Below are 25,029 nucleotides of genomic sequence, written 5' to 3' on the forward strand. Positions count from 1 at the left end.
CCGGACGCAGCGCGCCGGTCACGCGCGGGTAGGGCCTATCCCGGCAGGGCCTGCCGCTCCAGGCTGTCCTTGAGCGCCGGGTCCAGCTTGAGCTGGCGTGCCAGTTCGTCCAGGTAGGCGCGCTCCATGAAATTCTGCTGGTCGGCGGCCATCAGGCTGGCCAGGTACATCTCCACGCCAATCTCCGGCGTGCTGGCGGCGCGCGCGACCTCGGCCGGGTCCAGCGGCTTGGCGAGTTCGGCTTCCAGCCAGTGACGGGTCTCGGGGTCCTCGGCCAGCCGACCGAGTTCGTTGTGAATCAGGCCACGCTCGCGCTCGTCGATATGGCCGTCGGCCTTGGCGGCTGCGACCAGCGCCTGCAGGATCGCGCGGCTGTGAACTTCAACCTCGGGGGCGGGCAGGCGGTCCACCGTGCGCGGTGCCGGCGCGGCAGCGGCGCCCGGCGCCTGTTGCTGCTGCTGCCAGTCGCTGTAGGCGCGGTAGGCCAGAGCGCCGAGGGCCGCGACACCGCCGTACTTCAGCGCGCCCCCGCCCATCTTGCGCACGCTCTTGTTGCCCAGCAGCAGGCCCAGCGCGCCGCCGCTGAGGGCGCCCTTGGTGAAGTCCGAGCCGAGCAGACCGCCGATGCCGCCCGCTGCGCCACCGCTGCGAGCGGGCTGGCCGGGCTGCTGCGCGGGCAGGTTCTGGTTGAGCATGGCCTGGCCGGAGGCCAGCAATTGGTCGAGCAATCCCTTGGTGTTCATATTCTTGTTCTGGCGCTGAAGGAAAGGAGCCGGATAGACCGTCCAGGCAGGTTAAAGATTCCCGCGGCGGACATGCCGGTTGGTGCTACCGCGGCTTGTTCGCAGCGCGTCGGCGCCGCAGCATGCCACCGCCAAACCCGCAGCGGGAGTCGTTACATGCTGGAAAACACGATGCACGAACTGTTATTGCAGGCGCAGGACCAGCGCGTGGTGGAGGTCTTCGGCGCCGATCCCGCGTTGCCGGCCGCCGACCTGGAGTCGCGCAAGGCCGCCGCCGACCAGCTCGTGCGCCTGCGCCTGGCGCAGTTCGAGGACGATGCGCGCACCCGCCTGCGACTGACCAATCCGGGGCGTTACTGGGCGCTCAACGGCGGCTACATGGCCTTGCTCAAGGACGACCCGGAGCGCGCCGCCGGCGGCAACGGCCGCGGCCGCAACCCGGAGATGGAGCAGTTGCGCTACCAGTTCATGACCCTGCGCATGCGCACGTTCTGGTGGAGTTTCGGCATTTCCATCGCCAGCTTCGTGATGTCCCTGGCCTCGCTGTCGATTGCGCTGCGATACGGCGGCGCCCTGCTGCGGCCATGAGCGCGAGTCCGGCCTGATAAACTTCTTCAAACCAACCTCGCTTATTCGTCATGGCCGACGCCGGCTCTACGCGCTTTATTTTCGTCACCGGGGGCGTCGTCTCCTCGCTGGGCAAGGGTATCGCCGCGGCGAGCCTGGCCGCGCTGCTGGAATCGCGCGGGCTCAAGGTCCGCATGATCAAGCTGGACCCGTACATCAACGTCGATGCCGGCACCATGAGCCCGTTCCAGCACGGTGAGGTGTTCGTCACCGAGGACGGCGCCGAGACCGATCTGGACCTGGGCCATTACGAGCGCTTCCTGCGCGGCAAGACCAATCGCCATTCCAACGTCACCACCGGCCAGATCTACCGCAACGTGCTGGACAAGGAGCGCCGCGGGGATTACCTGGGTCGCACCGTGCAGGTGATCCCGCACATCACCGACGAGATCCACGCGCGCATCAAGATGGGTGCGGCCGGCGCCGACATCTGCATGGTGGAGATCGGCGGCACCGTGGGCGATATCGAATCGCTGCCGTTCCTGGAGGCGATCCGCCAGATGGGCGCGGAGTTGGGGCGTAGCCATGCCATGTACATGCACCTGACGCTGGTGCCCTTCATCAAGGCGGGTGGCGAGCTCAAGACCAAGCCCACGCAGCATTCGGTGAAGGAGTTGCGCGGCATCGGCATCCAGCCCGACATCCTGCTGTGCCGCTGCGAAAAGCCCTTGCCGGAGTCGGAGCGCCGCAAGATCGCGCTATTCACCAACGTGGCCTACAACGCGGTGATCTCCGGCATCGACGTCGATGACATCTACAAGATACCGGGCTGGTATCACCAGCAAGGGATGGACGAGCTGGTGGTGCAGCACTTCGGCTTGCAGGACCTGCGCCGCGCCGATCTGTCGAGCTGGGAGCGCGTGGTCGAAGCGCGCGACCAGATGGATGCCGAGGTCCAGGTCGCGATGGTCGGCAAATACGTGGATCTTGCAGATGCTTACAAGAGCATCAATGAGGCGCTGTATCACGCCGGGCTGCACGCACACACACGGGTGAAGATCCGCTACATCGAATCGGAAACCCTGGAATCGCAGGGCGTGCGCGTGCTGCAGGGCGCCGACGCCATCCTGGTCCCCGGCGGCTTCGGCGAGCGCGGTATCGAGGGCAAGATTCTGGCCGCCAACTACGCCCGCGAGCACCGCGTGCCCTATCTGGGCATCTGTCTGGGCATGCAGGTGGCGGTGATCGATTACGCGCGCAGCGTGTGCGGCCTGGCCAACGCCCATTCCACCGAGTTCAATCCGCATTCGCCGCACCCGGTGATCGCGCTGGTCACCGAGTGGGTCGACGCCACCGGCAAGCTGGAGACACGCACGGCAACGTCCGATCTGGGCGGCACCATGCGCCTGGGAACGCAGCGTTGTCGCCTTGCGGCGGGTTCGCGATCTCGTGCGATGTACAACGCCGAGCTGGTCAGCGAACGTCATCGTCACCGCTACGAGTTCAACAACAATTACCGTGCGGAGCTGACCGCCAAGGGCCTGCTGCTGGCGGGCGTGTCGGAGAACGAAGAGCTGGTGGAGATTGTAGAGATCCCCGATCACCCCTGGTTCGTCGGCGTGCAGTTCCATCCGGAATTCACCTCCACCCCGCGGGACGGTCATCCGTTGTTCGAGGGCTTCGTCAAAGCCGCTCGCGAGCATCACTTGGCGCATCAGGAGGCCGTCGGCAAGACCCACACCGCGCCCGCAGCGGCCAACGCCTGAGCACCGGACCTCCCATGAAACTGCTAGGACGCGACATCGGCCCGCAGTACCCGATCTTCCTGATCGCAGGCCCCGACACCCTGGAATCACAGGAGCTGGCGATCGAGGTTGCCGGCCACCTCAAGGCCATCACCGACCGGCTCGGCATCCTCTACGTGTTCAAGGGCAGCTTCGACAAGGCCAACCGCAGCTCGCACCAGAGCTACCGCGGGCCGGGGATCGAGGGTGGGCTCAAGATCATGGACAACGTCAAGAAGCAGATTGGCGTGCCGGTGCTCACCGATGTACATGAGGACACCCCGCTGGGGGAAGTCGCCAGCGTGATCGACGTGATCCAGACCCCGGCCTTCCTGTGCCGGCAGACCAACTTCATGCAGAACGTGGCGCGCACCGGCCGGCCCATCAACGTCAAGAAGGGCCAGTTCATGAGCCCCTGGGAGATGGGCAACGTCATCGACAAGATGGCGGCCGTCGCATCTCATCAGTTCATGCTGTGCGAGCGCGGTTTCAGTTTCGGCTACAACAATCTGGTGGCCGACATGCGCGGCCTGGCGATCATGCGCAAGTTCGCGCCGGTGGTGTTCGACGCCACCCACACCGTGCAGTTGCCGGGTGGGCAGGGCCACGCGTCGGGCGGCATGCGCGAGATGATTCCGGTGCTGGCGCGCGCAGCGGTGGGCGCCGGCGTATCCGGTCTGTTCATGGAAACGCATCCCAAGCCGGACGAGGCCTTGTGCGATGGGCCCAATTCGCTACCGCTCAAATTTATCGGCGGCCTGCTCGAAACCCTGGTCGAGCTCGACCGCGTGGTGAAGAAGTCGGGCCTGCTGGAGACCCAACTCGTCCCCTGAACCGAGGCCCTAAACACGTATGTCCATCATCACCCGCATCACCGCTCTGGAAATCATCGATTCCCGCGGCAATCCCACGGTGGAAGCCGAGGTCGAACTGGAGACCGGCGCGGTCGGTCGCGCCGCCGCACCCAGCGGCGCGAGCACCGGCACCCGCGAGGCGGTGGAGCTGCGCGATGGAAAGCCGAAACGCGGCAAGAGTCGTTACCTGGGCAAGGGTGTGCGCAAGGCGGTCAGCCATGTGGAAGGTGAAATCGCCGACGCGGTCGAAGGTCTGGACGCGCAGGACCAGGCGGGGTTGGACCGGGTGATGATCGAGCTCGATGGCACCGAGAACAAATCGCGCCTGGGCGCCAACGCCATCCTGGCCGTGAGCCTGGCGGCGGCCAAGGCGGCGGCGATGGAGAACGGCCTGTCGCTGTTCCGCCATCTCGGCGGCATCGGCGCTAATGTGCTGCCGGTACCGATGATGAATGTCATCAACGGTGGCGCGCATGCCGACAACAACGTCGACATCCAGGAATTCATGATCCTGCCGGTCGGCGCGCCGAGTTTTTCCGAGGCGCTGCGCTGGGGTACGGAAGTGTTCCATACGCTCAAGACGGTGCTGAAGGGGCGTGGTCTGAACACCGCGGTCGGCGACGAGGGCGGTTTTGCGCCCAACCTGGAATCCAACGTTGCCGCGTTGGATTGCCTGCTGCAGGCCATCGAGAAAGCCGGCTACAAGCCGGGCAAGGATATTTACCTGGGCCTAGACGTGGCCTCCAGCGAGTTCTTCGAGAAAGGCAAATACAACCTGCACGGCGAGGGCAAGAGCTTCTCGCCGGAACAGTTCGCCGACTTTCTCGCCGATATCGCGGCCAAGTATCCGGTCATTTCGATAGAAGATGGCTGCGCTGAAAATGACTGGGTGGGCTGGGCGGCGCTGACCAGGAAGGTGGGCGCTAAGGTGCAGTTGGTCGGCGACGATCTGTTCGTCACCAACACCCGGATTCTGGCCCGTGGCATCCGCGAGGGCATTGCCAACTCCATCCTGATCAAGCCCAACCAGATCGGCACGCTGACCGAGACGCTGGACGCGATCCAGATGGCGACCGGCGCCGGCTACTCGAGCGTGGTCAGCCACCGCTCGGGGGAGACCGAGGACGCCACCATCGCCGATATCGCGGTGGGCACCGCGGCCACGCAGATCAAGACCGGCTCGCTGTGCCGCTCCGACCGCATGGCCAAGTACAACCAGCTGCTGCGGATCGAGCGCGAACTCGGTGTCCGCGCCCGCTATCCCGGCGCCGGCGCTTTTCCGGTGAAGCTGGGATAAGCTCGCAGCGTGTCGCTCAAGCACGCCATCACCGCCGTTCTGGGCCTGTTGTTCCTCGGGCTGCAGGGGCGGCTGTGGATTTCGGACGATGGCCTGCGCAGTCAGACCCGTCTGCAGCATCAAGTGGAGTCGGCGCAGGCCGAGAATCGGCAACTCGCGGTCCGCAACACCGAGCTGGAGGCCGAAGTGCAGGATCTCAAGTCCGGCCAGGCATCGGTGGAGGCGCGCGCGCGCACAACCCTGGGCATGATCAGGCCGGACGAGACCTTCTTTCTCGTCGTCCAGTGAACCCTGACGCTGGCGCGACACCTTGGGGTTGCGATCCTTGAGTACTCGCAGGGCGCGCTACTGGGCGGTGGTTCCAGCTGCCGGAGGCGGTTCGCGGATGGGCACCAACAAGCCCAAGCAATATCTGAATCTGCGCGGCCGCGCCTTGCTGGAATGGAGTCTCGGCCCGTTTCTGGACACCGGCTGGATCGATGGCTTGGTCCTGGTGCTGGCCAAGTCCGACCAGGACTACGCACGCCTGCCCATCGCACGCCATCCCAAGATTGTGACGACCATCGGAGGGGCGGCGCGAGCCGAGTCGGTGCTGGCCGGCCTGGAGGCGGTATCCGAGCGCACCCGCGGCTTCGAGGACGTGTTCGTTCTGGTGCACGATGCCGCGCGTCCGTGCCTGGAGTGGTCGGACCTGGAGCGTCTGCGTGACGAGGCCGACGACGATGATGGTGGGTTGCTCGCCGTGCCGGTAACCGACACGCTCAAGAAGGGCAAGAAGGGCAAGGTCGCCGCGACGCTGGACCGGTCTTTGCTATGGCGGGCGCAGACGCCGCAGTTGTTCCGTCTTGATCTGCTGCGCCAGGCGTTGCTGGACTGCGACGAGCGCAATCTTCAGGTGACCGACGAGGCCAGTGCCATGGAGCGTGCCGGCTACAAGCCCAGGCTGGTGCGCGGGCGCGAGAGCAATCTCAAGGTGACCTACCCGGAAGACCTGCTGCTGGCCGAGTTCTGGCTGGCTCATGCAGAGAGTCAGCCATGAGGAAGCGGACATGAGTTTCCGGATCGGCCACGGATTCGATGCGCATCGTCTGGAAGCTGGAGAAGGCGTCACCCTGGGAGGGGTTTTGATTCCCTGCGAGTACCGTGCGATCGCCCACTCGGACGGCGATGTGCTGATCCATGCCCTGTGCGATGCCTTGCTCGGGGCCTGCGCGCTGGGCGACATCGGCAGGTTTTTTCCCGACACGGACGACCGGTTCAAGGGTATCGACAGCCGCGAACTGCTGCGCGATGTGACCCGTCGGGTCCATCAGTCGGGGTACGTGCCGGGCAACGTGGATCTGACCCTGGTCGCGCAGACGCCCAAAGTCGCACCGTATGTGGATCTGATGCGCACGCGCCTGGCGTCCGATCTCGGGGTGCTGCCGGCCGTGGTCAACGTCAAGGCCACGACCACCGAAGGCATGGGCTACCTTGGCCGCAAGGAAGGGGTGGCTGCGCACGCCGTCGTGTTGCTGGCGGTTGCAACCAGGTCCGTCGCTTCGGGCTGAGAACACGGCAAGGCCGGTCGCGAAGCGTCGATAGACGCACTGCAACATCGCCGGTAGAATCTGCGGTCGTTTACGCACGGGGGGCGCTTGCCCCCCTTGTTGTGTGTGCGGATCGATTTATCACCCCAGAATTCCGAGCCGATGACGAACCCCAAGCCGGCCCTTCTTGCACTCGCCGACGGTAGCGTTTTCGAAGGCATTTCTATTGGTATTGATGGGAAGTCGGTGGGGGAGGTGGTGTTCAACACCGCCATGACCGGCTACCAGGAAATCCTCACCGATCCTTCGTACCGGCAGCAGATCGTCACGCTGACCTATCCCCACATCGGCAACGTCGGCAGCAACGCCGAGGACGACGAGTCGGGCAAGGTGCAGCTCGCCGGCCTCGTATTGCGCGAAGTGCCGCGCCGCCCGAGCAACTTCCGCTCGACCCAGGATTTTTCCGAGTACCTGCGCGAGCAGAAGGTCGTCGCCATCGCCGGCATCGACACCCGCCGCCTCACGCGCATCCTGCGCGACCAGGGCGCGCAGAACGGCTGCATCGTGGCCGGCGCGAAATTCAGCGAGAAGGCTGCGCTTGCCGCCGCCCGCGAATTCCCGGGCCTCAAGGGCGCGGACCTCGCGAAGGTCGTGACCACCGCCAAGGCCTTCGAGTGGACGACCGGCTCGTGGGTGCTCGAAACGAATCGTGAAACGCAGATCGGCGCGGTCAAGCACCACGTCGTGGTCTACGACTTCGGTGTCAAGCGCAACATCCTGCGCATGCTGGTCGACCGTGGCTGCAAGCTCACTGTGGTGCCCGCGCAGACCAAAGCCGCCGAGGTGCTCAAGCTCAAGCCCGACGGCGTGATGCTGTCCAACGGCCCCGGCGATCCCGAGCCCTGCACCTACGCCATCGAGGCTGCACGCGAATTCATGCAGCGCAAGCTGCCGCTGTTCGGCATCTGTCTCGGCCACCAGATTCTCGGCCTGGCAGCCGGCGCAAAAACGCTCAAGATGAAGTTCGGCCACCACGGCGCGAATCACCCGGTGCAGGACGTGGAGTCCGGCCGCGTGCTCATCACCAGCCAGAACCACGGCTTCGCGGTGGATGAATCCACCTTGCCGGGCAACGTGACCGCGACGCACCGCTCGCTGTTCGACGGAAGTAACCAGGGAATTCGCATCACCGACGCGCCGGCCTTCAGTTTTCAAGGGCATCCGGAGGCGAGCCCGGGGCCGCATGACGTGAGCTATCTGTTCGATCGGTTCGTGAAGATGATGGAGTCCACCCATGGGTAAGCGCACGGACCTGAAGTCGGTCCTGATCATCGGCGCCGGCCCCATCGTCATCGGACAGGCCTGCGAGTTCGACTACTCCGGCGCGCAGGCCTGCAAGGCGCTGCGCGAGGAGGGCTACCGGGTCATCCTGGTGAACTCCAACCCGGCGACGATCATGACCGACCCGGAGATGGCGGACGCGACGTACATCGAGCCGATCCGCTGGCAGACCGTCGCCGCGATCATCGAGAAGGAGCGCCCGGATGCGCTGCTGCCGACCATGGGTGGCCAGACCGCGCTGAACTGCGCGTTGGATCTGGAGAAGCACGGCGTGCTCGCGAAGTTCGGCGTGCAGATGATCGGCGCGAACGCGCACGCGATCGATCTGGCCGAAGACCGCCAGAAATTCCGCGACGCGATGACCGAGATCGGTCTGGGTTCCGCGCGTTCCGGCGTGGCGCACACGATGGACGAGGCCGATGCGATTCAGGCCGGCATCGGCTTCCCGGTCATCATCCGGCCGAGCTTCACGCTCGGCGGCACTGGCGGCGGCATCGCCTACAACCGTGAGGAGTTCGAGGAGATCGTCACCCGCGGGCTCGATCTTTCGCCCACCACGGAAGTGCTGATCGAGGAATCGCTGCTCGGCTGGAAAGAATTCGAGATGGAGGTGGTCCGCGACAGCAAGGACAACTGCATCATCGTGTGCAGCATCGAGAACTTCGATCCGATGGGCGTGCATACGGGTGATTCGATCACCGTCGCGCCGGCACAGACCCTGACGGACAAGGAATACCAGATCATGCGCAACGCGAGCATCGCGGTGCTGCGCAAGATCGGCGTGGACACCGGCGGCTCCAACGTGCAGTTCGCGATCAACCCCGACGATGGGCGCATGATCGTGATCGAGATGAATCCGCGCGTGTCGCGCTCCTCCGCGCTGGCGTCGAAGGCGACCGGGTTCCCGATCGCGAAGATCGCGGCCAAGCTCGCGATTGGCTACACGCTGGACGAACTCAAGAACGACATCACCGGCGGCGTGACGCCGGCGAGTTTCGAGCCGAGCATCGACTACGTCGTCACCAAGATTCCGCGCTTCACGTTCGAGAAATTCCCGCAGGCCGATTCGCGCCTGACCACGCAGATGAAGTCGGTCGGCGAAGTCATGGCCATGGGCCGCAACTTCCAGGAATCGATGCAGAAGGCGTTGCGCGGGCTGGAAGTGGGCTCGGACGGTTTCGATCCGCAGGTGAAGATCGGCAGCGAGGAGTCGCTGAACAAGATCATCGAGGAGCTGGTCACGCCGCGCGCCAAGCGCGTCTGGTTCGTGGCCGATGCCTTCCGCGCCGGGCTGTCGGTGCCCGAGGTGTTCAAGTTCTCGAAGATCGATCCCTGGTTCCTCGATCAGATCGCCGAACTCGTGGCGGTGGAGAGCGACATCGCGCAGCAGAAGATCTCGTGGATCGGGGCGGACGAGCTACGCCGCTACAAGAAGCTCGGCTTCTCCGATCGCCGCATCGCCAAGCTCATGGGCGTGAAGGAAGAGTCGGTGCGCAAGCGTCGCATCGGCCTGGGCGTGCGCCCGGTGTTCAAGCGCGTCGATTCCTGCGCGGCGGAGTTCCGCTCGTCGACGGCGTACATGTATTCCAGTTATGACCAGGAATGCGAAGCGGTGCCTACAGACCGCGACAAGATCATGATTCTCGGCGGCGGGCCGAACCGCATCGGGCAGGGCATCGAGTTCGACTACTGCTGCGTACACGCGGCGCTTGCGCTGCGCGAGGATGGTTACGAGACCATCATGGTCAACTGCAATCCCGAGACGGTGTCGACGGATTACGACACCTCGGATCGGTTGTACTTCGAGCCGCTGACCTTCGAGGACGTGATGGAAATCATCGACCTCGAAAAGCCCAAGGGTGTGATCGTGCAGTTCGGCGGCCAGACGCCGCTGAAACTGGCGCGTGCACTCGAAGCTGCGGGTGCGCCGATTATCGGCACCTCGCCCGATTCGATCGATCTGGCTGAAGACCGCGAGCGTTTTCAGAAGCTGGTGGATAAGCTCAAGCTGCTGCAGCCGCCCAACGGAACCGCCACTTCCGAGAAGCAGGCGCTGCAGGTCGCCAATAAGGTGGGTTATCCGCTGGTGGTGCGTCCCAGCTACGTGCTCGGTGGCCGCGCGATGGAAATCGTGCACGACGACGAAGACCTCAACCGATACATGACCGAGGCGGTCAAGGTTTCCAACGACTCGCCGGTGTTGCTGGACCGCTTCCTGAACAACGCGGTGGAAGTAGATGTCGACGCCTTGAGCGACGGCAAGGATGTGGTGATCGGCGGCATCATGGAGCACATTGAAGAAGCGGGCGTGCATTCGGGCGACTCGGCCTGTTCGCTGCCGGCCTATTCCCTGCCGCAAAGCGTGCTCGACGATATTCGCGAGCAGATTTTCAGTCTGGCGAGGGCATTGAAGGTGGTCGGACTGATGAATGCGCAGTTCGCCGTGCAGGGCACTCGGGTCTATTTGCTGGAAGTGAACCCGCGTGCCTCTCGCACCAGCCCCTTCGTGTCCAAGGCCATCGGCCGGCCGCTCGCGAAGATCGCTGCGCGCTGCATGGTCGGGCAGTCGCTGAAATCGCAAGGCATCGGCCGGGAGCTGATCCCGCCCTACTTCTCAGTCAAGGAAGCGGTGTTTCCGTTCAACAAGTTTCCCGCGGTCGATCCGCTGCTGGGACCGGAGATGCGCTCAACCGGCGAAGTGATGGGCGTCGGCAAAACTTTTGGAGAGGCCTTCTATAAGGCCCTGTTGGGCGGCGGCAACGCGATTCCGCGCAACGGCACCGCGTTTCTGTCGGTGCGCGACAGCGACAAGCCCAAGGCGGTGGAGGTCGCACGACTGCTGGTGGCGCGCGGCTTCAAGGTGGTTGCGACGCACGGAACCGCCGCCGAGATTCGCAAAGCCGGCATCGCTTGCGAGGGGGTCAACAAGGTCAAGGAAGGCCGGCCGCACTGCGTGGACATGATCAAGAATGGTGAGATCCAGCTGGTGGCCAACTCCACCGACGGCAAGAAGTCGATCGAGGAATCGCGCTCGATCCGCTCGGCGTCGATCCAGCACAAGGTCTGCTATTTCACCACGGTGTCGGGCGCACACGCGGCGGCGGTGGCGATGACCTTCATGGACGAGCAGGACGTCCACAGCCTGCAGACGCTGCACGCCACGGTCTGCTAAGCGATAATTCGCGGCACGTCCGCGTCCGGTGCAAATCCAGGACGCGGGACTCCAGGACTGTCCCCGGGGCGCTTGCTGCGGCTCTGGGGCGCTTTTGTTGCGAGGACCATCATGAGCCGAGTGCCCATCACCAAGCGTGGCGAGGACAAATTGCGGGAAGAGCTGCGCGTTCTGAAATCGGATGCCCGTCCCAAGGTGATCGCCGCGATCGCCGAGGCGCGAGCACACGGTGACCTGCGCGAGAACGCCGAGTATCACGCCGCAAAGGAGCAGCAGGGCTTCATCGAGGGGCGTATCGCCGAAATCGAAGGCAAGCTCGCCGCCGCGCAGGTGATCGACGTGACCCAGATGGAAGCCAACGGCAAAGTGATCTTCGGAACGACGGTCAGGGTGGTGGATGTCGACACCGACGACGAATTCCGCTATCAAATCGTGGGGGACGACGAGGCCGACTCCAAGAATGGCCTGATCTCCTACAACTCCCCCATCGCGCGAGCGCTTATCGGCAAGCACGAGGGCGACGTCGCAGAGGTGGCCGCGCCCGGTGGACAGCGCGAGCTGGAAATTCTGTCGGTGGAGTACCTCTGAGCCGCACGACTGCCGCTGCGGGACCGGCCGGGTGAGCCGCAAGCGCAGTGCGAGTTCGACGCGCTGGCTCGCCGAGCACGAGAACGATCCCTATGTCCGGGAAGCCCGCAAGCTGGGCTTCCGTTCGCGCGCCGTGTTCAAGCTGCGCGAGATCCAGGAAAAAGACCGCCTGATCAGGCCTGGAATGGTGGCGGTCGATCTCGGCGCCGCCCCGGGCGGGTGGAGCCAGTTGGCGCGACCCTTGCTGGGTCCGCAGGGCAGGTTGATCGCACTGGATATCCTGCCGATGGACCCTTTGCCAGAGGTTGAGGTCATAACCGGCGACTTTCGCGAAAGTGCGGTAATGGCGGAATTGGAGGGGCTGATCGGGACGCGCGCGGTCGATCTTGTTTTGTCGGACATGGCCCCCAACGTCTCGGGCATCACGACGGCGGATCAGGCCGGTCAAATCTATCTGTGCGAGCTGGCGTTGGAATTCGCCAGGGCTCACCTGAAGCCGGGTGGCGATTTTCTGGCCAAGGCGTTCCAGGGCGACGGTTTCGAGGCCTTTCTCAAGGGGCTTCGACAGGATTTCGATTCGGTGTCGATTCGCAAGCCCAAGGCCTCGCGGGCGCGCAGTCGCGAAGTGTATTTGCTGGCGAGGAGACTGAAGCGGGTGTAAGGTCCATAACGCGGTATCAGACGTGTGCAGACAGCGGTCACGAGGGTGATGCTTTGAACGATCTAGCTAAGAATCTCCTGCTCTGGGTAGTCATCCTGGTCGTCCTGATCAGTGTGTTCCAGAGCTTTGCCAACCGCAGCCGCTCGCAGCAGCCGATTGCCTACTCGGACTTTCTGCAGCAGGTGGAAAGCGGCCAGATCGCCGAGGTGCGGATCGCCGGCGACGTCATCGCCGGACAGCTCAAGAGCGGCGCCCGGTTCGAGACCATCAGCCCGGAAACCGACAACCGTTCCATGGTGGGCACCTTGCTGGACAATGGCGTGAAGTTCACCGGTGAGCAGCCCAAGGGTACGCCGTGGCCCCTGCAGCTGCTGTTCAACGCCTTCCCGATCCTGCTACTGATTGCAGTCTGGGTGTACTTCATGCGCCAGATGCAGGGCGGTGGCGGTGGCAGGGGGGCCATGAGTTTTGGCAAGTCGCGCGCCCGGATGCTCAACGCCGATCAAGTCAAGGTCACGTTCAACGACGTGGCGGGGGTGGAGGAAGCCAAGCAGGAAGTGGGAGAGCTGGTCGATTTCCTGCGCGACCCCAGCAAGTTCCAGAAGCTTGGCGGCAAGATTCCGCGCGGCGTGCTGATGGTGGGTTCGCCCGGCACCGGTAAAACCTTGCTGGCCAAGGCGATCGCTGGTGAGGCAGGGGTGCCGTTCTTCACCATCTCCGGCTCGGATTTCGTGGAAATGTTTGTCGGTGTCGGCGCCAGCCGCGTGCGTGACATGTTCGAGCAGGCCAAGAAGCACGCGCCCTGCATCATCTTCATCGACGAGATCGACGCGGTCGGCCGTCATCGCGGCGCCGGTCTCGGCGGTGGGCACGACGAGCGCGAGCAGACGCTGAACCAGTTGCTGGTGGAAATGGACGGTTTCGAGGGTAGCGAGGGCGTCATCGTCATTGCCGCCACCAATCGGCCGGACGTGCTTGATCCGGCGCTGCTGCGCCCGGGCCGTTTCGACCGTCAGGTCGTGGTACCGCTGCCCGACGTGCGCGGCCGCGAACAGATCCTCAAGGTGCACATGCGTGCGGTGCCGCTGCATGACGGCGTCAAACCCGACATCATCGCGCGTGCAACGCCGGGCTTTTCGGGCGCGGATCTGGCCAATCTGGTCAATGAAGCGGCACTGTTTGCTGCCCGCGGCAACAAGCGGCTGGTCGATCACGACGACTTCGAGCGGGCCAAGGACAAGATCATGATGGGCGCCGAACGCCGTTCCATGGTCATGTCCGAGAAAGAAAAGAAGCTCACCGCCTACCACGAGGCGGGCCACGCCATCGTGGGCCTCAACGTGCCGGATCACGACCCGGTCTACAAGGTCACCATCATTCCGCGTGGCCGCGCGCTGGGTGTGACCATGTTTCTGCCCGAGGAAGACCGCTACAGTTACACGCGCGAGCGTCTCAACTCACAGATCTGCTCCTTGTTCGGCGGGCGCATTGCCGAAGAGCTGATCTTCGGCCTGGACAAGGTCACCACCGGAGCCAGCAACGACATCGAGCGTGCGACCGAGATTGCGCGCAACATGGTCACGAAATACGGCATGTCCGGGAAACTGGGGCCGCTGTCGTACGGTGAAGACAATGGCGAGGTGTTCCTGGGCAAGAGCGTGACGCAGACCAAGGGCGTCTCGGATGAAACCGCGTTTGCGATCGATCAGGAGATCCGCGAGATCATCGACAGCAACTACGCGCGCGCCAAGACGGTCATCGAAGCCGACATGGACAAGCTCCATGTCATGGCGGAGGCACTGCTCAAGTACGAGACCATCGACTCGGCGCAAATCGCACGCATCATGCAGGGCCAGGATCCGGGCGAACCCGAGAGCTGGAACGACAGCGGTCGCCCCACGCCTCCACCGGCGCGTCCGGGCGGCTCGCCGGTGGAGCCGGTTCCGCCGACGGGCGAGCCGCGTCCCGCGAGTCACTGATTCGCCAGATTGACTGCGAAGATGTCAGCCGCCGGCTAGCCCGGCGGCTTTTTTCTGCGTGACGCTCCGCATCGGCAACCGTCGGTTCGACCTGCAGGAGCCCCTGGTCATGGGGATCCTCAACCTCACGCCGGATTCGTTCTCCGACGGCGGCCGTTTCGTTTCGATCGAGACCGCTTGCGCGCACGCTCGCGCCATGAATGCGGAAGGTGCGGACTTGATCGATATCGGTGGCGAATCGACCCGTCCCAGTGCGCAACCGGTGAGCGAGCAGGAGGAACTCGACCGGGTCATCCCGGTAATCGAGCGCCTGCGCTCGGAGCTGGATATCCCCTTGTCGGTAGACACCATGAAGCCTGCGGTCATGCGCGCTGCGCAAGCGGCCGGTGCCGACCTGATCAACGATGTCCATGCCCTGCAAGCGCCCGGAGCGCTGGCAGCGGCGGCCTCATCAAACGCGGCGGTGTGCCTGATGCACATGCGGGGTGAGCCGCGGACCATGCAGGAAGCGCCGATCTACGCCGATGTGGTGGCGGAGGTTTGCGCGTTTCTGCAGCGACGGGTGCAGGCCTGCGTGGAGGCGGGCATCGCGGCTGACCGCATCCTGCTAGACCCGGGATTCGGGTTCGGCAAGCGGTTGACACACAATCTGCAGCTACTGGCGAATCTGCACGCGGTGGTGGATCTGGACTTTCCGGTGCTGGTCGGGCTGTCGCGCAAGTCGATGTTGGGGCAGTTATGCAACGCGCCGGTTTCGGAGCGGCTGGCTGCCGGCCTTGCAGCAGCGACGGCGGCGGTACTGGGTGGCGCAGCCATCATCCGAACGCATGACGTGCGGCCCACCCGGGATGCGGTACGGGTAGCGGCTGCGGTTCGGCTAGCCAAGGGGAGGTACATTTGAAGCGACAGTATTTTGGTACCGACGGAGTGCGGGGCGCGGTTGGGACCGCGCCGATGACTCCGGATTTTGCGCTGAAGCTGGGCTGGGCGGCCGGACGGGTTCTGGCACGCACGAGTGGCGCACGCGTGTTGATCGGCAAGGACACGCGGCGCTCCGGGTATATGTTCGAGTCGGCACTGGAGGCGGGATTTGCCGCGGCGGGGGTGGAAAGCGACATGCTGGGCCCGTTGCCGACCCCGGGGGTGGCTTACCTGACGCGGGCTTTGCGGGCTCAGGCCGGTGTGGTGATCTCGGCCTCGCATAATCCGCACCATGACAACGGGGTCAAATTCTTTGGTCCCGACGGCGGCAAGCTCAGCGACCAGGTGGAGGCCGAGATCGAGGCTCTGATCGACACTCCGCTGACCTGTGTGGCGTCAGATCGGCTGGGCCGGGCGCGGCGTATCGACGACGCACAGGGTCGGTACATCGAGTTCTGCAAGAGCAGCTTTCCGGTCAGCCGGACCCTGGCCGGGCTGCGCATCGTGCTGGACTGCGCCAACGGCGCCGCCTACCGCACCGCGCCGGCGGTGTTCGCGGAACTGGGGGCCAATCTGACGGTGATCGGCGACCAGCCCGATGGTTTCAACATCAATCGCGACTGCGGCTCCACCCACCTCGAGGCATTGCAATCCGCGGTGCGCGCGCAGGGCGCCGACGTCGGCATCGCGCTGGACGGGGATGCGGATCGTTGCCTCATGGTCACCGAACAGGGCGAACGGATCGACGGTGACGACATCCTGTTCGTCATCGCCCGGCATCGACAAGCGGTGGGGCGGTTGCGGGGCCCCGTGGTGGGCACGCAGATGTCCAACCTGGGCTTGCAGCTTGCGCTCGAAAGGCTGGGGATCGAGTTTCACCGCGCCAGCGTCGGTGATCGCTACGTGCTGGAGCTGCTCAAGCAGCACCATGGGGAACTGGGTGGCGAGACTTCCGGCCATACCCTGTGCCTGGATCGCACTACCACCGGCGACGGCACCATCACCGCCCTGCAGGTGCTGGTCGCGCTGCTCGACCACGGCGGCAGTCTGGGCGAACTGGCCTCGGGCCTGCATAAGTGCCCGCAGGTGCTGATCAATCTGCGCGTACAGGGGGCAAGCGAGCGGATCATGGCGGCGCCCGCGGTGGTCGACGCGGTGGCGCAAGCCAAGGCTCGGCTGGGGCGCCACGGTCGCGTACTCTTGCGTCCCTCGGGGACCGAGCCGCTGATCCGTGTCATGGTCGAATCGCAGGATCAGCAGGAGACCATTGCCGTGGCCGAATTCATCGCCGAGCGCGTGCGCGAGGCGGCAGACCCGACCTGAAAAATCTCAAGGAGAGATCGCATGCAGCGCCAGTACCTTGTTGCGGGAAACTGGAAGATGAACGGCAGTCTGGAGACCAATCGCAGCCTAATCACCGGCATCGCCAGCCAACGCACACACTGCGCCAACGTCGAAGTGCTGGTGTGTCCGCCCGCGGTGTACCTAGCGCAGGTGCGAGAGCTGATCGATGGTCATCCCATAAACCTGGGTGGACAGAATGTGGCCGACCAGGACAAAACCGGCGCGTTCACCGGCGAAACCCACGCCGCGATGCTGCGCGAGATGGGATGCACCTACGTGATCGTCGGGCACTCCGAGCGTCGTGCGCTGTATGGCGAGACCGATGCGGTGGTGGCAGCCAAGTTTGGCGTGGCACAAGTGGCCGGGCTGGTGCCGGTCCTTTGCCTGGGCGAAACCCTCGAAGAACGCGATCGCGATCAGACCGAGACGGTGCTGGCCCGCCAGCTCGGCGCCGTGCTGGATCGGGTCGGCGTTGGCGCCTTCGCCCGCGCGGTGATCGCTTACGAGCCGGTATGGGCGATCGGCACCGGTCGCACCGCGAGCGCCGGTCAAGCGCAGGCGGCACACGCCTTTATCCGTGGTCTGCTGGCGGCCCGCGATGCTAAGATCGCGGGCTCGGTTCGCATCCTCTACGGAGGAAGCGTCAAGCCGGACAACGCGGCCGAATTGTTTTCTAGTCAGGATGTGGATGGCGGACTGATTGGTGGCGCCTCGCTCAAGAGCGGCGATTTCATGGCGATCTGTGCGGCCGCACAGGCGCAATAGTTTCGGGTAAGCGAATTCAATGTACACAGTACTGGTGGTGGTGCAGGTTTTGGTGGCGATCGCGCTGGTCGGACTGGTGTTGATCCAGCACGGCAAGGGCGCCGATGCGGGCGCAGCGTTCGGCAGCGGGGCGTCCGGCACTGTTTTCGGTGCTCGTGGCGCTGCGAACTTCCTGACGCGGGCCACTGCCACTCTGGCCGCGGCCTTCTTCATCAGCAGTCTGGCTCTCGCGTACCTGGTCAACGACCGTAGCGGTGGAGGTGGCAGCAGCGTGGTGGACGGGATCGAGGACAATATCGTGATCCCGGAAGACAACCTTGAGGCGCCGCCCCCGGTGCCGGAGTCCGCGGTCGAGCCCGAAGCCCCGTCGGGATCCTCAGCCGAACCTGCCGCCGAAAGCGATACCCCCAGCGTGCCGCAATAGGGTTCGAGACAAACGCGAATCGAATCGCTAAGATTCGCGCCCCCTGCCGACGTGGCGGAATTGGTAGACGCACTACCTTGAGGTGGTAGCGGCGAAAGTCGTGGGAGTTCGAGTCTCCCCGTCGGCACCAAAACAGTGATGTTTTGGAGGCATAGCAAAGGGGGGTTGGTGAGGCTACGCGAACCCGCTTGGATCGCCGGCCCGAGCCGTGGGTCACCGGCGTGCGGACGAAACAACCACCAGATACCCGCACGGTCCGCGCTCAATCAAGGTCCCCACTCCACGTTCGCAAGCTGCCGCCGGACCGTGGCTCGGCAAGCACCGGGCATCGACGTTTCGTGGCGGCTGCGGCGGCAGTGTGCCTTAGGCTGGGTGTTGCTGATCGGTAAATCCGATCGAAGCGAAAACTCCAGTAAACGCAAATAATTATTGCCAGCCCGTTGCGACGATTTTGGGCACCCCATATACTAGTCGTCTGTCTGGTGCGGGGTGGAGCAGTCTGGCAGCTCGTCGGGCTCATAACCCGAAGGTCGTAGGTTCGAATCCTGCCCCCGCTACCAATTATTTGGTACCAAACAGGCCCCGCGTGGGCCTGTTTTCGTTGGTGAATTGGCAGGTGAAGCGCGGGTGTTGCAGGATCGGCTACTAACTTTGATCGAACCCCTGGTCGAGTCTCTCGGCTACGAACTCGTGTTGCTCGAGTTCATGGCGCAGGGCAACGCTGCGCTGCTACGGCTGTACGTCGACGCCGAGCAGGGAGTGACGCTCGGCGATTGCGAAGCGGTCAGCCGGGAAGTCGCGGCGATGCTCGATGTCGACGATCCAATCCGGACCGCCTACCAGCTCGAGGTGTCGTCGCCGGGCCTGGACCGGCCGCTAACCAAGCCAGGCCATTTTGAAAAATTCACCGGCGAAAAGGCGCGCATCGAGCTGACCGCGCCGATCAACGGGCAGCGCCGCTTCGTCGGCAGGATCAGCAGAACCACGGCCGATAGCGTCTGGCTGGCGTCCGACCGCGCCGAGACCGAACTGGCCTACGCGGCCATTGCGCGGGCGCGCCTGGTTCCCAATTACTCAATTCGAACGGCCGAGGGTGAGGCGTGAACAAGAATATTCTGTTAATGGCCGACGTGGTTTCCAACGAAAAGGGTGTCGACAAAGACATCATTTTCGACGCACTGGAGGCCGCACTGGCTTCCGCTACCAAGGAACAGCACGGGGACGAGTCCGATATCCGGGTGGCGATCGATCGCGAAACCGGGGAGTACGAGTCGTTCCGCCGCTGGACCGTCCTGGAAGACGACAGCGAGGATTTCGAGTTTCCCGAGCGTCAGATCAAGCTGACCTACGCCGAAAAGGAACACCCCGGCATCCAGGTCGGTGCCGTTATCGAGAAGAAGATTGCTTCCGTCGATTTCGGTCGTATCGGTGCTCAGCGCGCCAAGCAGGTCATCGTGCAGAAAGTGCGAGAAGCCGAGCGGGCGCAGGTGGTGGAGGCGTACAAGGATCGGGTTGGCGAACTGCTCACCGGCCTGATCAAACGACTCGAGCGTGGCGCCGTGATCGTCGACCTGGGCGGCAATGCCGAAGCCATCGTGCCCCGCGAGCACCTGATTCCGCGCGAGCCGGCGCGTCCTGGGGATCGCATCCGCGGTTTTCTGTATGAAGTCAGTCCGCAGGTGCGTGGCCCCCAGCTGTTTCTCTCGCGCACCTTGCCGCAGTTCCTGATGGAGCTGTTCAAGATCGAAGTACCGGAAATCGCACAAGGTCTGATCGAACTCAAAGGTGCGGCTCGCGACCCGGGACTGCGCGCCAAGATCGCGGTGCAGGCCAAGGACAAACGCATCGATCCGGTCGGAGCCTGCGTCGGAATGCGCGGTTCGCGCGTGCAGAGCGTGTCCAACGAACTTGCCGGCGAGCGTGTAGATATCGTGCCCTGGGACGAGAATCCGGCGCAGTTCGTCATCAATGCGATGGCGCCCGCCGAAGTCGAGAACGTGGTGATCGACGAAGACTCCCACGCCATGTCGATCGGTGTGGTGGAGGACAAGCTGGCGCAGGCCATCGGTCGCGGCGGTCAGAATGTGCGCCTGGCCTCGGAGCTGACCGGCTGGGTCATCAACGTCATGACCACGTCCGATCTCGAAAGCAAGAAGGACGAGGAGAATCGCGGCATTCTCGAAATGTTCATGGGCGAGCTCGACGTCGATGCCGAAGTCGCCAGTGTGCTGGTCGACGAAGGGTTCACCACACTGGAAGAAGTGGCCTATGTGCCGACCGAAGAGCTGCTGCAGATTGAAGAGTTCGACGAAGCTATTGTCGAAGAGCTGCGCAGCCGCGCGCAGGATGTGCTGCTGACCAAGGCCATCGCCAAGGCCGAACGCGCCGCCGACGTGGCGCCAGCCGAAGACCTGCTGGCGGTCGAAGGCATGAGCGAAGAGCTCGCCTATGCGCTGGCGGCGGCCGGTGTGGTCACCGCAGAGAACCTGGCCGATTTGGCCACGGACGAATTGCTGGAACTTGCCGAGCTGGATGAGACCAGCGCGCAGAACCTGATCATGGCGGCTCGCCAGAAGGTTTACGCCTGAGCCCGCTCCGCCAAATCCAACCGAAGACCCTATGTCCACAGTAACTGTCCAGAACTTTGCCGAAGAGCTGAAGCGTCCGGTCGCCGAGCTGCTGGCTCAGCTCAAAGAGGCAGGCGTTGCTGCCGATGACGCCAAGTCGCCGCTGTCGTCCACCGACAAGGTTGCGCTGCTGAACTATCTGCGACAAAAGACGCGCGCGCCGATCAGCGCGACCGCCGCTGGCGCCGCTGCGCCGAACCGCATCACGCTCAAGCGCAAGGAAACCTCGGAACTCAAGCTCGGCGGAGGTCGCGGTCTGCCGACCAAGACGGTCAGCGTCGAAGTTCGCAAGAAGCGGGTGCTCAAAGCCGATCCCCTGCTCGGGCCGGGAGCCGGGGAACTGCCGGCGATCGAGCATGAGGAGGTCGACACGCTAGAGGCCGCTGCCGCCGCAGCCGAGGCGGCTGCCGAGGCGCAGGCTCAGGCCGAGCAGCAGGCCGCTGCGCGTGCCGCTGCCGAGGCGCAGGCCACGGCGCAGGAGCAGGCACAACAGGAACAGGAAGAAGCCGCCAGAAGGCAGCAGGAAGAACAGGCTGCCGCGATCCGGGCGGAAGCCGAGGCACGCGATCGCGAGCGGCTCGAACACGAAGACAAGCTCAAGAACGATCCGATTTATCGCGCCAAGTCAGACGCCGAGGCAGCGCGCCGGCGCGCTGAAGAGAACATTCGTCGCATGGCCGAGGCCCGCGCCAATGCGCCGGTCGCGGCTGCACCCGTGCCTGTTGCGACGCCAGCGCCCGCAGCGGCGGCGGCCCCGGCTGCGCCCAAGAAAGCCGGAGATCGCGACCGTGGTCGCAGCACGCACGGTCGCCAGGAGCTGCACGTTGCCGAGGGCAAGGGAGGCAAACGCGACAAGAAAAAGCGCAAGCCCACCGGGCAGGTGCGGGTGGACAACGCGCATCAGTTCGAAAAGCCGATCGCGCCGGTTGTGCGTGAGGTGGAGGTGCCGGAAGGCATCACCGTGGCAGATCTGGCCAACCGCATGGCGATCAAGGCAACCGAACTCATCAAGGTGATGATGAAGAGCGGTGTCATGGCCACCATCAACCAGATGCTCGATCAGGATACTGCGGTGCTGATGGTCGAGGAGCTGGGTCACAAGGCGCGTGCGGTCAAGGAAACCGAGTTCGAGGAGGGCCTGATCCAGGCAGTGGAAGGCGAAAAGCGCGACGTGCCTCTGGAGACCCGTCCGCCGGTCGTCACCATCATGGGTCACGTCGATCACGGCAAGACCTCGCTGCTCGACTACATCCGCAAGACCCGCGTCGCGGCGGGCGAAGCCGGCGGCATCACCCAGCACATCGGCGCTTATCACGTGCAGACCGACAAGGGCGTCGTCACGTTTCTGGACACGCCGGGTCACGCCGCCTTCACCCGCATGCGTGCGCGAGGCGCGCAGATCACCGACGTGGTGATTCTGGTCATTGCGGGCGACGACGGCGTCATGCCGCAGACGCGCGAAGCGATCCAGCACGCGCGTGCGGCGGGCGCGCCGATGGTGGTGGCGGTCACCAAGATCGACAAGCCCGATGCCGACCTCATGCGGGTCAAGAACGAGCTGTTGAAGGAAGAGGTCGTGGCCGAAGATTTCGGTGGCGACGTGCAGGTTGTCGGGGTCTCCTCCGTCAGCGGACAGGGTGTGGACGACCTGCTCGACGCCATCCTGTTGCAGGCCGAAGTGCTCGAACTCAAGGCGCCGGTCGATGTGCCCGCGCGCGGCCAGGTGGTGGAGTCCTCGCTGGAAAAAGGGCGCGGCCCGGTGGCAACCGTGCTGGTGCGCGCCGGAACGCTGCGCCAGGGCGACGTGGTGCTGACCGGACCGCATTTCGGCCGCGTACGCGCGATGTTCGACGAAGCTGGCAAGCCGGTGAAGGAGGCCGGCCCCTCGATACCGGTGCAGGTGCTGGGTTTGTCCGGCGTGCCGGACGCTGGCGACGACATCGTGGTGGTGGCCGACGAACGCAAGGCACGCGAACTCGCCATCCTGCGCGAATCTAAGCAGCGCGAACAGAAGATTGCGCAGTCGCAGACCGTGCGCATGGACCAGATTTTCGCGCGCATGGGCGAGGGCGAAGGCGAGGGCAAGCAGCTCAACATCATGATCAAGGCCGACGTGCAGGGTTCTGCCGAAGCCCTGGCCGAATCGCTGCGCAAGATCCCCAGCGCCGAGGTTCGCGTCAACGTGCTGGCGTCGACCATCGGCGGCATCAGCGAATCTGACGTCGATCTGGCGCTGGCGTCCAAGGCCATCATCATCGGCTTCAACGTTCGCGCCGATAACGTGGCACGCAAGCGCATCCAGGACACCGGCATCGACGTTCGTTACTACTCGATCATCTATCAGGTGATCGACGATGTGACCGACGCCATTTCCGGCATGCTCGGCACCGAAGTGCGCGAGCAGATCGTGGGCATCGCGCAGGTGCGCGAGGTGTTCCGCAGTTCCAAGCTGGGCAACATCGCCGGTTGCCTAGTGATCGAGGGCAGTGTGCAGAAGAACCTGCCGATCCGTGTTCTTCGCGATCAAACGGTGGTCTACGAGGGCGTGCTGGAATCGTTGCGCCGCTTCAAGGACGATGTGGCCAAGGTCGAGGCCGGTACCGAATGCGGTATCGGCGTGAAGAACTACAACGACGTCAAAGCCGGCGATCAGATCGAATGTTTCGATCGCATCGAAGTGCGTCGCAGCGTCAAGGCCGTGGCCTGATCGCATCGCCGGATGAAGGAGTTCCCACGCAAGCTTCGTATCAACACCCAGTTGCAGCGCGAACTGGCGGAGTTGATCGTTGAGAACCTGACCGATCCCCGCCTCGACGGCGTGTCGATCACTGAGGTCGACGTGTCGCCCGATCTGCGCAATGCCACCGTGCACGTCAGCTCGCTGAAATCCGATGCCGAACTGGAGCAGAGCGTGCGCGCGCTGGCCGGTGCCGGGGCGATCCTGCGCAAGGGGCTCGGGCGTCGGCTGCGGCTGCGTTATGTGCCGCAACTGCACTTTCGCAGCGATTCAAGGATTCGAAAGGCAGATCGGCTGACCCAATTGATCCGCGATGCGGTGGTCGACGATCATCAGCATGCACGCGAGCGTGGCGAGGAATAGGGCCATCTCGGGAGCGCGCAAAAAAAAATCGCTATGGCGGGCGGTCGACGGCATCCTGTTGCTGGACAAACCCCTGGGGTTGAGCTCGAACGGCGCGTTGCAAGCCGTGCGGCGTTTGTTCAACGCGGAAAAGGCCGGGCACACCGGCAACCTCGATCCGCTGGCGACCGGCATGCTGCCGGTGTGTTTCGGCGAGGCCACCAAGCTCAGCGGGCGGCTGCTGGACGCCGACAAACGCTATGTGGCGATAGCCCGTTTCGGCGCATGCACCGCCACTGGCGATGCCGAGGGCGAGGTGGTCGCCACCTCCGATGTCGGCGGGCTGGACTGGGCAGCACTGGAGGCGGTGCGCGCCGCTTTCGCCGGGACGATCAGCCAGACGCCGCCGATGTATTCGGCGATCAAGCACGAGGGCCGACGGCTGTACGAGCTGGCCCGCAATGGCCAGACCGTTGCCCGGACGGCGCGGCAGGTGCGCATTCACGAACTGCGGTGGCGGCCGTTGTCGGCCACCGAGCTGGAGATTTCGGTGGCCTGTTCCAAGGGCACCTATATCCGCACCCTGGTCGAGGACCTCGCCGCCGGCATCGGGCACTGCGCGCATCTGCGCCAGCTACGCAGGCTGGAGGTCCATCCGTTCGGCGGGCAGCCGATGTGGACCGTGGACGCCCTTCAGGCGCTGGCCGAAGCCGGCGACCTCGATCGCGCCCTGCTGCCGATGAATGCCGCGGTGCGCGATTGGCTGCAGGTCGACCTGCCGCGTGAGGACTTGGTGCGGGTCGCCCGCGGCCAGACCATCGCCGCTCCGGCGGCGCTGACCGGGCAGGCCACCGACACGGTGGCGGTAATCGATGAGTTTGGGTCGCTGCGGGCGCTTGCCCGTCTCGATCCGGTGAAGGGTTTGGTGCCCAGCCGTTGGCTGGGGGGTGCTCGCTGGCTTGAGGCGAACGGGTCGGAAAGCTAGAATGGCGAGCTTTGTACGGAAATTAATCAGCAGGTTTGGAGCGTTGCAATGACTCTTTCGGTAGAACAGAAGCAGGGTGTGGTCCAGCAGCATGCCCGGGGTACGGGTGACACGGGTTCGCCCGAGGTGCAGGTGGCACTGTTGTCGGCGCGTATCACCGATCTCGGCGGCCATTTCGAGAAGCATTCCAAGGATCACCATTCGCGTCGCGGCTTGCTGAAGATGGTCAATCAGCGCCGCCGTCTGCTGGACTATCTTAAGCGCAAGGACGAAGCGCGTTACACCCAACTCATCGCCACGCTCGGATTGCGCCGCTAACCAGCGGCGTTTTTCGTTTTCAGCGATTCGAACTTCGTCAACCAGAGCGCT

At 64.3% G+C, this 25,029-nt stretch carries 23 protein-coding genes and 2 tRNA genes; 24 read left to right on the plus strand and 1 reads right to left on the minus strand.

From position 1 onward, the window contains the following. Nucleotides 1-35: 35 nt before the first annotated feature. On the minus strand, nt 36-743 hold the full coding sequence (locus tag ACOOHP_RS06895) for a tellurite resistance TerB family protein (protein WP_420465720.1): 708 nt from the start codon (nt 741-743) through the stop codon (nt 36-38). A gap of 171 nt (nt 744-914) precedes the next feature. Between ACOOHP_RS06895 and ACOOHP_RS06900 the strand changes: the two genes are divergently transcribed. The 24 genes from ACOOHP_RS06900 (at nt 915) to rpsO (ending at nt 24,978) form a co-directional block, all read left to right on the plus strand. Beyond that, nucleotides 915-1,331, plus strand: coding sequence for a hypothetical protein (locus ACOOHP_RS06900; RefSeq protein ID WP_420465721.1), 417 nt, complete (start codon nt 915-917; stop codon nt 1,329-1,331). A 50-nt stretch (nt 1,332-1,381) separates the two neighbouring features. Next, nucleotides 1,382-3,076 carry a CTP synthase gene (locus tag ACOOHP_RS06905; protein ID WP_420465722.1) on the plus strand — a complete coding sequence of 565 codons (1,695 nt, stop codon included), beginning with the start codon at nt 1,382-1,384 and terminating at the stop codon, nt 3,074-3,076. 14 nt (nt 3,077-3,090) lie between these two features. Then, complete coding sequence (gene kdsA / locus ACOOHP_RS06910; protein ID WP_420465723.1) at nt 3,091-3,927, plus strand: 3-deoxy-8-phosphooctulonate synthase; 837 nt, start codon at nt 3,091-3,093, stop codon at nt 3,925-3,927. A 19-nt stretch (nt 3,928-3,946) separates the two neighbouring features. Then, the gene (eno, locus tag ACOOHP_RS06915) at nt 3,947-5,245 is read left to right on the plus strand and encodes a phosphopyruvate hydratase (protein WP_420465724.1); all 1,299 of its coding nucleotides are present in this window, start codon (nt 3,947-3,949) and stop codon (nt 5,243-5,245) included. A gap of 9 nt (nt 5,246-5,254) precedes the next feature. Next, on the plus strand, nt 5,255-5,533 hold the full coding sequence (locus ACOOHP_RS06920; protein WP_420465725.1) for a septum formation initiator family protein: 279 nt from the start codon (nt 5,255-5,257) through the stop codon (nt 5,531-5,533). Between the two features lie 37 nt (nt 5,534-5,570). Continuing rightward, on the plus strand, nt 5,571-6,284 hold the full coding sequence (gene ispD / locus ACOOHP_RS06925) for a 2-C-methyl-D-erythritol 4-phosphate cytidylyltransferase (protein ID WP_420465726.1): 714 nt from the start codon (nt 5,571-5,573) through the stop codon (nt 6,282-6,284). A gap of 10 nt (nt 6,285-6,294) precedes the next feature. Next, nucleotides 6,295-6,795, plus strand: coding sequence for a 2-C-methyl-D-erythritol 2,4-cyclodiphosphate synthase (gene ispF / locus ACOOHP_RS06930; RefSeq protein WP_420465727.1), 501 nt, complete (start codon nt 6,295-6,297; stop codon nt 6,793-6,795). 141 nt (nt 6,796-6,936) lie between these two features. Then, entirely contained in the window at nt 6,937-8,076 is a 1,140-nt protein-coding gene (gene carA, locus ACOOHP_RS06935) for a glutamine-hydrolyzing carbamoyl-phosphate synthase small subunit (RefSeq protein WP_420465728.1), read from the plus strand. Further along, on the plus strand, nt 8,069-11,287 hold the full coding sequence (carB, locus tag ACOOHP_RS06940; RefSeq protein WP_420465729.1) for a carbamoyl-phosphate synthase large subunit: 3,219 nt from the start codon (nt 8,069-8,071) through the stop codon (nt 11,285-11,287). Before carA ends, carB begins: the two co-directional genes overlap by 8 nt. Nucleotides 11,288-11,398: 111 nt before the next feature. Continuing rightward, on the plus strand, nt 11,399-11,875 hold the full coding sequence (gene greA / locus ACOOHP_RS06945; RefSeq protein ID WP_420465730.1) for a transcription elongation factor GreA: 477 nt from the start codon (nt 11,399-11,401) through the stop codon (nt 11,873-11,875). A 31-nt stretch (nt 11,876-11,906) separates the two neighbouring features. Then, on the plus strand, nt 11,907-12,536 hold the full coding sequence (gene rlmE / locus ACOOHP_RS06950) for a 23S rRNA (uridine(2552)-2'-O)-methyltransferase RlmE (protein ID WP_420466954.1): 630 nt from the start codon (nt 11,907-11,909) through the stop codon (nt 12,534-12,536). A gap of 53 nt (nt 12,537-12,589) precedes the next feature. Then, nucleotides 12,590-14,515 (plus strand): ATP-dependent zinc metalloprotease FtsH, encoded by a 1,926-nt coding sequence (gene ftsH / locus ACOOHP_RS06955; protein WP_420465731.1) that lies wholly within the window; start codon nt 12,590-12,592, stop codon nt 14,513-14,515. A gap of 109 nt (nt 14,516-14,624) precedes the next feature. Next, on the plus strand, nt 14,625-15,416 hold the full coding sequence (folP, locus tag ACOOHP_RS06960) for a dihydropteroate synthase (protein WP_420466955.1): 792 nt from the start codon (nt 14,625-14,627) through the stop codon (nt 15,414-15,416). Further along, complete coding sequence (glmM, locus tag ACOOHP_RS06965; protein ID WP_420465732.1) at nt 15,413-16,759, plus strand: phosphoglucosamine mutase; 1,347 nt, start codon at nt 15,413-15,415, stop codon at nt 16,757-16,759. Before folP ends, glmM begins: the two co-directional genes overlap by 4 nt. Before the next feature lie 21 nt (nt 16,760-16,780). Beyond that, nucleotides 16,781-17,545, plus strand: coding sequence for a triose-phosphate isomerase (gene tpiA / locus ACOOHP_RS06970; protein ID WP_420465733.1), 765 nt, complete (start codon nt 16,781-16,783; stop codon nt 17,543-17,545). Between the two features lie 19 nt (nt 17,546-17,564). Further along, nucleotides 17,565-17,969, plus strand: coding sequence for a preprotein translocase subunit SecG (gene secG, locus ACOOHP_RS06975; protein WP_420465734.1), 405 nt, complete (start codon nt 17,565-17,567; stop codon nt 17,967-17,969). Between the two features lie 45 nt (nt 17,970-18,014). Then, nucleotides 18,015-18,099, plus strand: a tRNA-Leu gene (locus ACOOHP_RS06980). Between the two features lie 353 nt (nt 18,100-18,452). After that, a tRNA-Met gene (locus tag ACOOHP_RS06985) sits at nt 18,453-18,529 on the plus strand. Between the two features lie 91 nt (nt 18,530-18,620). After that, nucleotides 18,621-19,073, plus strand: a complete 453-nt coding sequence (rimP, locus tag ACOOHP_RS06990) for a ribosome maturation factor RimP (RefSeq protein ID WP_420465735.1) — start codon at nt 18,621-18,623, stop codon at nt 19,071-19,073. Then, nucleotides 19,070-20,557 (plus strand): transcription termination factor NusA, encoded by a 1,488-nt coding sequence (gene nusA / locus ACOOHP_RS06995; protein WP_420465736.1) that lies wholly within the window; start codon nt 19,070-19,072, stop codon nt 20,555-20,557. The genes rimP and nusA overlap by 4 nt, the downstream gene beginning before the upstream one ends. 31 nt (nt 20,558-20,588) lie before the next feature. Continuing rightward, complete coding sequence (gene infB / locus ACOOHP_RS07000; protein ID WP_420465737.1) at nt 20,589-23,303, plus strand: translation initiation factor IF-2; 2,715 nt, start codon at nt 20,589-20,591, stop codon at nt 23,301-23,303. A gap of 12 nt (nt 23,304-23,315) precedes the next feature. After that, on the plus strand, nt 23,316-23,696 hold the full coding sequence (gene rbfA, locus ACOOHP_RS07005; protein ID WP_420465738.1) for a 30S ribosome-binding factor RbfA: 381 nt from the start codon (nt 23,316-23,318) through the stop codon (nt 23,694-23,696). After that, entirely contained in the window at nt 23,683-24,660 is a 978-nt protein-coding gene (gene truB, locus ACOOHP_RS07010) for a tRNA pseudouridine(55) synthase TruB (protein ID WP_420465739.1), read from the plus strand. The genes rbfA and truB overlap by 14 nt, the downstream gene beginning before the upstream one ends. A gap of 48 nt (nt 24,661-24,708) precedes the next feature. Next, the gene (gene rpsO, locus ACOOHP_RS07015; RefSeq protein ID WP_420465740.1) at nt 24,709-24,978 is read left to right on the plus strand and encodes a 30S ribosomal protein S15; all 270 of its coding nucleotides are present in this window, start codon (nt 24,709-24,711) and stop codon (nt 24,976-24,978) included. Nucleotides 24,979-25,029: the final 51 nt, after the last annotated feature.

This window comes from Panacagrimonas sp. (assembly GCF_965216805.1).
GTDB lineage: Bacteria > Pseudomonadota > Gammaproteobacteria > Nevskiales > Nevskiaceae > Panacagrimonas.

What these genes read in the sequence shown, in the direction of transcription:
- rpsO (WP_420465740.1), top strand. Translation starts at nt 24,709, where the DNA reads ATGACTCTTTCGGTAGAACAGAAGCAGGGTGTGGTCCAGCAGCATGCC.
- kdsA (WP_420465723.1), top strand. Translation starts at nt 3,091, where the DNA reads ATGAAACTGCTAGGACGCGACATCGGCCCGCAGTACCCGATCTTCCTG.
- secG (WP_420465734.1), top strand. Translation starts at nt 17,565, where the DNA reads ATGTACACAGTACTGGTGGTGGTGCAGGTTTTGGTGGCGATCGCGCTG.
- ACOOHP_RS06900 (WP_420465721.1), top strand. Translation starts at nt 915, where the DNA reads ATGCACGAACTGTTATTGCAGGCGCAGGACCAGCGCGTGGTGGAGGTC.
- infB (WP_420465737.1), top strand. Translation starts at nt 20,589, where the DNA reads ATGTCCACAGTAACTGTCCAGAACTTTGCCGAAGAGCTGAAGCGTCCG.
- tpiA (WP_420465733.1), top strand. Translation starts at nt 16,781, where the DNA reads ATGCAGCGCCAGTACCTTGTTGCGGGAAACTGGAAGATGAACGGCAGT.
- rbfA (WP_420465738.1), top strand. Translation starts at nt 23,316, where the DNA reads ATGAAGGAGTTCCCACGCAAGCTTCGTATCAACACCCAGTTGCAGCGC.
- carB (WP_420465729.1), top strand. Translation starts at nt 8,069, where the DNA reads ATGGGTAAGCGCACGGACCTGAAGTCGGTCCTGATCATCGGCGCCGGC.
- eno (WP_420465724.1), top strand. Translation starts at nt 3,947, where the DNA reads ATGTCCATCATCACCCGCATCACCGCTCTGGAAATCATCGATTCCCGC.
- ispF (WP_420465727.1), top strand. Translation starts at nt 6,295, where the DNA reads ATGAGTTTCCGGATCGGCCACGGATTCGATGCGCATCGTCTGGAAGCT.
- ACOOHP_RS06905 (WP_420465722.1), top strand. Translation starts at nt 1,382, where the DNA reads ATGGCCGACGCCGGCTCTACGCGCTTTATTTTCGTCACCGGGGGCGTC.
- folP (WP_420466955.1), top strand. Translation starts at nt 14,625, where the DNA reads ATGGGGATCCTCAACCTCACGCCGGATTCGTTCTCCGACGGCGGCCGT.
- carA (WP_420465728.1), top strand. Translation starts at nt 6,937, where the DNA reads ATGACGAACCCCAAGCCGGCCCTTCTTGCACTCGCCGACGGTAGCGTT.
- ACOOHP_RS06895 (WP_420465720.1), bottom strand. Translation starts at nt 743, where the DNA reads ATGAACACCAAGGGATTGCTCGACCAATTGCTGGCCTCCGGCCAGGCC.
- greA (WP_420465730.1), top strand. Translation starts at nt 11,399, where the DNA reads ATGAGCCGAGTGCCCATCACCAAGCGTGGCGAGGACAAATTGCGGGAA.